This is a genomic window from Rhizobium sp. 01N447_2, from assembly GCF_056399245.1.
In genome coordinates this window covers 1-9,686 of the sequence record NZ_JBFTQY010000128.1, presented here as the reverse complement: position 1 = coordinate 9,686, position 9,686 = coordinate 1, and the positions used below count along the sequence as shown (strand labels likewise).

The following is a 9,686-nucleotide window of genomic DNA, read 5'->3' as shown; positions in this document are numbered from 1 at the left end:
GGACCAATCTCATCCCCGGTTCAAGCCAAGGGGCCTGCGGTCCCGGCCGTCCGCACTCCGGCGGATGGCCATCCGCCGGAGTGCGCACAGATCATCCAACAATCAGTGCAAATTGAACATGCAAGGGGGCCACACGGCTGGCGGCATCTGCTATTGAACTCCGCAAACCCGCTGCCACCGCTTCCCTATCTCTGGTTCCAGCGGCGGATGACCGGTTCGGTCAGGTCGTGCTCATAGCCGAGCACGCTGATGCTGGCCGTATCGAGCACGAAACGGGAGCCGCCTTCCGGCGGCAGGCCGAGCCAGCGGGCGGCGAGGACGCGCAGGAAATGCGAACTCGAAAAGACCAGGATGGTGCCGGCCGCTTCGCGAAGCGCATGGATGACGGCGTCTGCGCGGGCGCCGACATCGGCGGCGAACTCGCCATTCGGGCAGCCGTCGCGAAAGAGCTGCCAGCCGGGGCGGCCCGCAAGGATCTCCTTCGTCGTGATGCCCTCATAGGCGCCGTAATCCCATTCGGCCAGATCGTCCTTGATGACGGCACCCGATCCAAATCCGGCAAGCGCGCAGGTATTGCGGGCACGCTGAGACGGGCTCGACCAGACGGCGGAGAAAGAGAGGCCCGCCAGCCGGTCGGCGACCTTTTGGGCCGCCGCCTCGCCATTCGCCGTCAGGGGAATATCGCTTCGCCCGGTATGGCGGCCGGAAACACTCCATTCGGTTTCACCGTGCCGAACCAGGTAGATCTCGGGAAATGCGCTGCTCATCTGCACGCCCTTTCATTGCAGTCGGTTCCTCGGCAAAGGCACCGCCGGTGGCGGCATTTCCGCGGAATCAGAACGTCACCTTTTCCAGCGGTGCGCGTGTCGCCTCGAATTCCTTCAGCTTGGCTTCGTTCCGCTCAATATAGTTGCGATTGTCGGGAACGGCGAACTGGTTCTTGGCGATCTGGATCTGGAAGATGAAGAGCTCGTCCCAACGGAAACCCATTTCCGAACCCGCCAGATAGAATTCCCACATGCGGAAGAATTGCTCGTCGTAAAGCGCCACCGCTTCGGCCTTGCGTGCCACGAAACGCTCGCGCCAATGGCGCAGCGTATAGGCATAATGCAGCGGCAGGATCTCGATATCCTTGACCAGCAGCCCGGCCTTCTCGAGCGGCGGCACGACCTCGCCGACGGAAGGGATGTAGCCGCCCGGGAAGATGTACTTCTCGATGAAGGCATTGGTGCCGAAGCTCGGCTTCGGACGGCCGATCGAATGCAGCACCATGACGCCGTTGTCGTCGAGGAGATCCGATACCTTCCGGAAGAAATTGCCGTAATTTCCGATACCGACATGTTCGAACATGCCGACCGAGACGATGCGGTCGAACTTCCTGCCCGTCATGGTGCGGTAGTCTTGCAGTTCGAAACGCACACGGTCGGCAAGGCCGCGCTTTTCAGCGCGCGCACGGGAGACCTTGAGCTGCTCTTCGCTCAGCGTAATGCCGGTGAAATCGGCACCGTCGGTCGCCTCCGTCAGGTACATGCCCATGCCGCCCCAGCCGGAGCCGATCTCGAGGATGCGCTGGTTCGGCTCAAGCAGAAGCTTGGCGGCGATATGGCGCTTCTTGGCGAGCTGCGCCTCATCGAGACTGATGCCGGCCGGTTCGAAATAGGCGCAGGAATATTGCCAGTCCTCGTCGAGGAAAAGATCGAAGAGCTTGGCCGACAGGTCGTAATGATGGGCGACATTGTGCTTGTTGCGATTGACCGGCACGCGGCTCTTCAGCTGCTGCCAGGCAATGCGGCCGAGGAGCAGTGCCGCCATCTTGAAATCGAAGATTTCATTGGTGGTGTTCTGTTTCACCAGCGACAGGAAATCGTAGATGTTGCCCTGTTCGAGAATGAACCGGCCTTGCATGTACATTTCGCCGAGCTTCATGGCCGGGTCGCGCCGGATGGCGTCCTCGGCCTCCTGATCGGCAAGGCGGGCGACAACGGTTTCACCCGTGCCGTCGCCGATAGTGTGGGTTTCGCCATTGGCAAGGGTAAGTTTCAACGAACCCTTGCGGACGATTTGCTGGACGATCGATAAGAATGCCGACGCCATGGACGCCTCGCAAATGTGACAGGATGGTCACATCAACTTAGTGGCTCTCTTTCGCCATACAAGCGCCGGATTTAGCACTCCGTTCAGAACGCTGCCAAACTGTTGCATTTTTGCCGAAATACCGGCTAAACCCTTATTTTCGCTTCATCGCTTCGGCAAGTGCCGCGCCGAATGCGCCTTGGCTCTCCGGTTTCTGAGCCGCAGGCCGGCGTTCGTTCTGCGGCCGCGACCCTTGGTTTGGACGAGAATCACCACGCKGCGGCGGCGCTGAGGAGCCGTCATCGCGCTTCATCGAAAGACCGATGCGCTTGCGCTTGGCATCGACTTCGACAACCCGCACCTTGACGACATCGCCCGCCTTGACGACCTCGTGGGGATCCTTGACGAAGCGATCGGCAAGCTGGGACACATGCACCAGACCATCCTGGTGCACGCCGATATCGACGAAGGCGCCGAAGGCGGCGACATTGGTCACCGTGCCTTCCAGCACCATGCCAGGCGTCAGGTCGGAAATTTCGTTGACGCCCTCGGCGAAGGCCGCGGTCTTGAAGCTCGGACGCGGGTCGCGACCAGGCTTTTCCAGCTCCGCGATGATGTCCCTGACCGTCGGCAGGCCGAATTTCTCGTCGATAAACTGGCGCGGATCAACCGATTTCAAGACGGCGCTATCGCCCATCAGCGCGCGCAGATCGCGGCCGCAGGCAGCGACGATCTTCTTGGCGACGCCGTAGGCCTCCGGGTGCACCGAGGAGGAATCGAGCGGCTCCTTGCCGTTGGGGATGCGCAGGAAACCGGCGCATTGCTCGAAGGTGCGGCCGCCGAGTCTCGCGACCTTCAACAGATCCCGCCGGCTCTCGAAACGGCCTTCGCTGTCGCGGTGACGGACAATGGCGTCGGCAATCGACGGACCGAGGCCGGAGACTCGAGATAGCAGCGGCGCAGACGCGGTGTTGAGATCGACACCGACGGCATTCACGGCGTCTTCCACCACGGCATCGAGCGAACGCGACAGCTTCTGCTGGTCGACGTCATGCTGATACTGGCCGACACCGATCGACTTCGGTTCGATCTTGACGAGTTCGGCCAGTGGATCCTGCAGGCGCCGGGCGATGGAGACGGCCCCGCGCAGCGACACGTCGAGATTGGGGAATTCAGCAGCAGCGGTCGCCGAGGCGGAATAGACCGAGGCGCCGGCTTCCGAGACGATGACCTTGGTCGGCTTCGGCGCCGGCAACTCGGCGAGCATGTCGGCCACCAGCTTTTCGGTTTCGCGGCTGCCGGTGCCGTTGCCGATCGAGATCAGCTCGACATTGTGCTTGCGGATCAGCGAGGCGAGCTCGACCTGGGCGCCGCGCACGTCGTTCCTCGGCTGGAAGGGATAGACGGTCGATGTCGCCACCACCTTGCCGGTGCCGTCGACGACGGCGACCTTGACGCCGGTGCGGATGCCGGGATCGAGACCCATCGTCGCGCGCGAGCCGGCGGGTGCAGCCAGCAGCAGGTCCTTGAGATTGCGGGCGAAGACATGGATCGCCTCCTCTTCGGCCCTTTCGCGCAGTTCCCGCATCAGGTCGAGCGAGAGCGACATGGAAAGCTTGACGCGCCAGGTCCAGCTTGCGACCTCCATCAGCCAGCGGTCGCCGGGACGGCTGGTACCGATCTCGTAGGCCGCCACGATCATGCGCTCGACCGGCTTGTTCGGAGAGGCGGTCTCGGCGTCGGCCTCGATCGTCAGCGTCAGCACCTCCTCATTCCAGCCGCGCAGCATGGCGAGCGCGCGGTGGCCGGGGGCGGTCGCCCAGCGTTCGGAATGATCGAAATAATCGGAAAACTTCTCGCCAGTCGCCTGCTTGCCGTCGACGACTTTCGCCTTCAGCAGAGAGGCCTGGCGCATATGAGCGCGCAACTTGCCGAGCAGGTCGGCATTTTCGGCAATGCCTTCGGCGATGATATCGCGCGCGCCTTCCAGCGCCGTCTTCACATCGGGCACATCAGCGTTGACGAAGTCTTCGGCCAGCACCGCCGGTTCCTTGGCGCGGTCGGCGAGGATCATCTCGGCGAGCGGGCCGAGGCCGCGTTCACGGGCGATTTCGGCCCGCGTGCGGCGCTTCGGCTTGTAGGGCAGATAGAGATCTTCAAGCTCGGCTTTGGTTTCGGCGCCTGCGACCTTGGTCATCAGCTCGTCGGTCATCTTGCCCTGGCCGGTGATCGATTCGACGATCGCGTCGCGCCGGGCTTCGAGTTCACGCAGGTAGACCAGCCGCTCGGCGAGATTGCGCAGTTGCGTGTCGTCCAGCCCGCCCGTCACCTCCTTGCGGTAGCGGGCGATGAAGGGCACGGTTGCGCCCTCGTCGAGCAGCTCGATGGCGGCTTTAGCCTGTTCGGGCCGGGCGTTGATTTCGGCGGAGATGCGGGCTGCGAGAAAACGGAGGTCTGCGGCCATGGGATTTCCTGTTTCGACAGAGGTGGCGGGACCATAGCGGCGAAAAGCGGCAAGGCAATGTTGGAGTTTACAGGCAAGCGCCGATCCACAGGATAAGCATGCCGGAAAGGCGGCGATTTTGCGGTTGTGCAGATGCGCCATTCTTTGCTAGCAGAAGCAACGTTTTGACCCGGCGCCCATGCCATCCCTCCCCTGTCGCGGGAKGCAAGGAAATTCGACATGCCAAACCTTCTTCTCGAACTCCGCTCCGAAGAGATTCCGGCCCGCATGCAGCGCAAGGCTGCCGGCGACCTGAAGAAGCTCGTCACCGATGCGCTTGTCGAAGCGGGTCTTTCCTACGAGGGCGCACGCGAATACTGGACGCCGCGGCGGCTTGCGCTCGACATCCATGGCCTGACGGCCCGCTCCGCCGATGTACGCGAGGAACGCAAGGGACCGCGCACCGACGCCAACGAAAAGGCGATCGAGGGCTTCCTGCGCGGCGCAGGCTTGTCCTCTGTCTCCGAGGCGCAGGTGGTGAGCGATCCGAAGAAGGGCGATTTCTACGTCGCGGTGATCTCCAAGCCCGGCCGCGCGACGGAAGAGATCGTCACAGATGTCATGCCCGGCATCATCCGCGATTTTCCTTGGCCGAAATCGATGCGCTGGGGCAAGGCTTCGTCGAAGCCCGGCGCGCTGCGCTGGGTGCGGCCGCTGCAGTCGATCGTCTGCACCTTCGGCCCGGAGCATGAAGAGACCACTGTCATCCCCTTCGAGATCGACGGCATCACCGCTTCAAACATCACCTACGGCCATCGCTTCCACGCGCCCGAGCCGATCACGGTGCGGCGCTTCGACGATTATGCGGCGAACCTGGAAAAGGCGAAGGTCATCCTCGATGCCGAACGGCGCAAGGACATCATCCTGCACGACGCCCGCGACATCGCCTTTGCCAATGGGCTTGAGCTGGTGGAAGACGAAGGCCTGCTGGAGGAAGTCTCCGGCCTCGTCGAATGGCCGCAGGTGCTGATGGGCAGCTTCGAGGAGGATTATCTCTCGATCCCCTCCGAAATTATCCGGCTGACGATCAAAACCAACCAGAAGTGCTTCGTTACCCGCAAACAGGGTGAGGAGACGCTTTCGAACAAGTTCATCCTCGTCTCCAACATCCAGGCGAAAGACGACGGCAAGGAAATCGTCCATGGCAACGGCAAGGTGGTGCGGGCCAGACTTTCGGACGCGCTGCATTTCTGGAAGCGCGACCAGGGCAATCTGCCGGATCTCGAGACGCTCACCGCTTCGGCGGCAAAGTTCGGCCTCGACATCAACAAGCCGCTCGACCAGCGCATGGCCAAACTCGATGCGCTTGACGTAACCTTCCATGCCAAGCTCGGCACACAGGGTGCACGTGTCGCCCGCATCCGCACGCTGGCCAAGGAATTGGCTGATATCACCGGCGCCGACCCGGCTCTCATCGATCGCGCCGCCGTGCTCGCCAAGGCCGATCTGCGCACCGAGGCCGTCGGCGAATTTCCCGAACTGCAGGGCTTGATGGGCCGCAAATATGCGGCGCTGCAGGGTGAGGATGCCTCCGTTGCCGCGGCGATCGAGGATCACTACAAGCCGCAGGGTCCGTCGGACCGCGTGCCGGAGGACAGAGTGGCGATCACGATCGCCCTTGCCGACAAGCTCGATACGCTGATCGGCTTCTGGGCGATCGATGAAAAGCCGACAGGGTCGAAGGATCCGTTTGCTCTGCGGCGGGCGGCCCTCGGTGTCGTCAGGATCCTGCTGGAGCGCAAGGTCAGGCTGCCGTTGCGGGCGACGACCAAGGATATCGATCTCCTCTCCTTCTTCCACGATCGTCTCAAGGTCTATCTGCGCGATCAGGGCGCCCGCCACGATCTCATCGACGCCGTCCTGACACCCGATGCCGACGACCTGCTGATGGTGGCGCGCCGCGTCGAAGCGCTGACCGCCTTCATCACCTCCGAGGAAGGCAAGAACCTGCTCGCCGGCACCAAGCGCGCGACGCAGCTGCTCGCCGCCGAGGAAAAGAAAGGCACCGTGATCGCCGACGGCGTTTCGCCAGCGCTTCTGAAGCTCGATGCCGAGAAAGAGCTCTTCGCCGTAATCTCCGGCGCCTCGAAGGATGCCTCGGACGCCGTCGCCGGGGAAGATTTCCGCTCGGCGATGGAAGCGCTCTCCAAGCTGCGCGGCCCGGTCGACCGCTTCTTCGAGGACGTGCTCGTCAACGACGAGGACGCCGCCATCCGCGCCAACCGTCTGGCCCTGCTGCGACTGATCCGCGAGGCGACGGGAACGGTTGCGGATTTCTCGAAGATTTCGGGGTGATGTTCGGCCGCCATCGGCAGTCTGGCATTGCCGCGGCTCCGGCTGTATTCAAGCAGACATGCAGAGCAAGATTCTCGTCAGCGCCTGTCTCATGGGGCACGCCGTCCGCTATGACGGGCGGGCGAAGCCGTTGCTTCATCCGGTAATCGAGACATGGCGGGCCGAGGGCCGGTTGGTGACGATCTGTCCGGAGATGTCGGCGGGCATGACGGTGCCGCGGCCGCCGGCGGAGATTGCTGAGGCGGCAAGCGGCGAGGATGTGCTGGCCGGCAAGGCGCGGGTTGTCGAGCTGACGGGCGCCGACGTAACGGAAGAGTTCCTGCTGGCGGCGGAAAATGCCGTGGCGCTCGCAAGGCAGGCCGGCTGCCACTATGCGCTGCTCATCGACGGCAGCCCCTCCTGCGGATCCGGCTTCATCGATGACGGCACGTTTTCCGGCCGCAAGCGGGCCGGCGCCGGCGTGACGGCGGCAGCGCTGAAAGCTGATGGCGTCGAGGTGTTTTCCGATCGCGAGATCGAACAGCTGATCGAGCGTATCGGGCAATGAGCCTCAAAAGGCACGGCCGCCGGAGAACCGACGGCCGCTAAAAATTTGGTGATAAAAACGCTTTTGTCCCCGCGCCGTTTATGCGGCGCGGCGACCTTGATGCATGGCCGGGGCAGCGCTTTCGCCACTGACACGGAAGCCGCGGATGAGATCGATCAGCTCGTCGGTATCGCTGGCGAGCGTCTCGGCCGATGCCGTGGTCTCCTCGGCCATGGCGGCATTCTGCTGAGTGGCGGCATCGAGCTGGTTCATCGACGAGGAGATCGAGCGCAGCGTCGTATCCTGTTCGGAGGCGCTATGGGCGATCTTGGCGACGATCTCGTTGGCGGCCTTGATCTGGTCGGAGATGCGCTTCAGCGCCTCGCCTGCCTCGCCGACCAGGCGGACGCCATGGTCGACCTGGCTGGAGGAGCGGGCGATCTGATCCTTGATCTCCTTGGCGGCCGCGGCGGAACGCTGGGCGAGTTCGCGCACTTCCTGGGCGACGACCGCAAAACCCTTGCCGGATTCACCGGCACGCGCTGCCTCGACGCCGGCATTCAGCGCCAGCAGATTGGTCTGGAAGGCGATCTCGTCGATGACGCCGATGATCTTGGTGATCTCCGAGGACGACTTCTCGATGCCGCTCATCGCCTCGATCGCCTGGGTGACAATCGCATCGCTGTGGGTGGCTTCGGTGCTGACCGAATGGACGCGCTTGCTGGCTTCGTGCGCGCCATCGGCCGTCTGGCGGACGGCGACGGTGAGCTCATCGAGAGCGGCCGAGGTTTCCTCCAGGCTGGCGGCCTGGCGCTCGGTGCGCTGCGACAGCTCGTTGGAGGCGCAGCGGATCTCTTCCTTGCTGGTGCCGATGTCGGTGCCCTTGGCGCTGACCTTGGCCATGGCGGCTTCGAGATGCGACAGCGCATCGTTGAAGTTATCGCGCAGGGCGGCGTATTTCTGGCCGAGATCGGCACAGCGGACGGTGAGATCGCCGCGGGCAATCATCGCCAGCGCCTGGCCGATCGTCGTCACCACGCGTGCCTGCAGCGTTGCTTCATCCTGCTGCTGACGCAGATTGTTCTCGCGCTCGCTTTCCAGCGCCAGCTGCTGAGCCGCCTCGCGATCCGACATCGCATGGCGTTCCCTGATCTTTTCCTGCAGCGACTGCGTCGCCTTCGCCATCATCCCAACTTCATTGTTCATCCCGGTATGCGGGATGGCGATGGAGACATCCTCTTCGGCGACCGACTGCAGGGCGGCATGGACGTTGTTGAGAGGTCCCGATATGCCGCGGATGACGAAATATGCCGCTGTCATGGCAAGGAAGAACAGAACGATGCTGCCGGAGAGCGCGGTCAGGATCGTTCTGTTTATCTGAGCATCGAGATCGTCCATGTAGACGCCGGTGACGACGACGACCTTCCAGGGATCGAAGGCCTGTGCATAGGCCGTCTTACGAAAATCGCCAGCGGGCTGGCCCGGTTTGGCTGTGGAATAATATTCGACGAGACCGCCGCCCTGCTGCCCGAGCTTGACCAGCTCTTCGCGATAGAGCTTGCCTTTGCTGTCCGGCTGGCCCTTGTTGACCTGACCGACTTTCGCGGCATCATAATGGAACATCATCTGGATGTCGTAGCTATAGCCGAAGAAATAGCCATCGGGGTCGTATTTCATCGCATTGACCGTGGCGTAGGCCTGCTTCTGGGCGTCTTCCAGCGTCATTTCGCCGGCAGTCACCTTGGCCTGGTAGATTTTGAGAACAGAGACTGCAGACTGCACCTCCGCCCGCAGCATGTCATAGCGCTCCTTGTAGATCGCATCCACCGAGGAGCGGATCTGCAGGGAGGTGGYAATCGCAAAGGCGATCATCAGGCCGACGACAAGCAATATGAGCTGCTTCGATATCTTCAAATTTTTCATGACGCCTCGCAACGGGAATGGATAGCTGCATTCCGGCGCGGTTTTCTACCGCCTGTGCGAGCGCGCCGAAAAAGAGGACGCGTCTACCGCTGCTAAAATAAACATGCTGCGACCGGGTAAAGTGACAATTGATGCTCACCCTATAAGAAAGCTTTAATTTTATTGTTCGCGATGTGAACTTCCCTGAAAATCAGGGGGTAGAGTTAGGCACACCGACGGATTTTCATCCGCAGGCCTAATATCATTTCTTTTTCGAATTCTCAGCTTGCCCGGTGCATCAAAACATGAATGCACCCCCGCTGCTCATCGAGGGTGCATTCGGCCCACCAGTGGTGGCCCCCCAAACACCAGTGGTGGCCCCCCAAA

Annotated in this window: 6 protein-coding genes; 2 read left to right on the top strand and 4 right to left on the bottom strand. The window is 62.4% G+C overall.

Going from position 1 to position 9,686, the window contains the following annotated elements; all coding sequences use genetic code 11:
* Nucleotides 1–185: 185 nt before the first annotated feature.
* From AC1ECN_RS37515 to AC1ECN_RS37505, 3 genes are all read right to left on the bottom strand, one after another.
* Nucleotides 186–767 carry a histidine phosphatase family protein gene (locus tag AC1ECN_RS37515; protein ID WP_130672045.1) on the bottom strand — a complete coding sequence of 194 codons (582 nt, stop codon included), beginning with the start codon at nt 765–767 and terminating at the stop codon, nt 186–188.
* A 67-nt stretch (nt 768–834) separates the two neighbouring features.
* Nucleotides 835–2,094, bottom strand: coding sequence for an SAM-dependent methyltransferase (locus tag AC1ECN_RS37510; RefSeq protein ID WP_130672044.1), 1,260 nt, complete (start codon nt 2,092–2,094; stop codon nt 835–837).
* 133 nt (nt 2,095–2,227) lie between these two features.
* Nucleotides 2,228–4,537 carry a Tex family protein gene (locus AC1ECN_RS37505; RefSeq protein ID WP_477955906.1) on the bottom strand — a complete coding sequence of 770 codons (2,310 nt, stop codon included), beginning with the start codon at nt 4,535–4,537 and terminating at the stop codon, nt 2,228–2,230.
* Between the two features lie 219 nt (nt 4,538–4,756).
* Here AC1ECN_RS37505 and glyS point away from each other — a divergent pair, with 219 nt between their 5' ends.
* Together glyS and AC1ECN_RS37495 are read left to right on the top strand one after the other, a co-directional pair.
* Nucleotides 4,757–6,871, top strand: a complete 2,115-nt coding sequence (gene glyS / locus AC1ECN_RS37500; protein ID WP_130672042.1) for a glycine--tRNA ligase subunit beta — start codon at nt 4,757–4,759, stop codon at nt 6,869–6,871.
* Between the two features lie 58 nt (nt 6,872–6,929).
* Nucleotides 6,930–7,418 carry a 2-thiouracil desulfurase family protein gene (locus AC1ECN_RS37495; protein WP_130672041.1) on the top strand — a complete coding sequence of 163 codons (489 nt, stop codon included), beginning with the start codon at nt 6,930–6,932 and terminating at the stop codon, nt 7,416–7,418.
* A 78-nt stretch (nt 7,419–7,496) separates the two neighbouring features.
* Here the strand turns inward: AC1ECN_RS37495 and AC1ECN_RS37490 are convergent, their stop codons facing one another.
* On the bottom strand, nt 7,497–9,320 hold the full coding sequence (locus AC1ECN_RS37490; RefSeq protein WP_477955904.1) for a methyl-accepting chemotaxis protein: 1,824 nt from the start codon (nt 9,318–9,320) through the stop codon (nt 7,497–7,499).
* Nucleotides 9,321–9,686: the final 366 nt, after the last annotated feature.

Coding starts and splice junctions, on each gene's coding strand:
- AC1ECN_RS37515 (WP_130672045.1), bottom strand. CDS start 767: ATGAGCAGCGCATTTCCCGAGATCTACCTGGTTCGGCACGGTGAAACC.
- AC1ECN_RS37510 (WP_130672044.1), bottom strand. CDS start 2,094: ATGGCGTCGGCATTCTTATCGATCGTCCAGCAAATCGTCCGCAAGGGT.
- glyS (WP_130672042.1), top strand. CDS start 4,757: ATGCCAAACCTTCTTCTCGAACTCCGCTCCGAAGAGATTCCGGCCCGC.
- AC1ECN_RS37495 (WP_130672041.1), top strand. CDS start 6,930: ATGCAGAGCAAGATTCTCGTCAGCGCCTGTCTCATGGGGCACGCCGTC.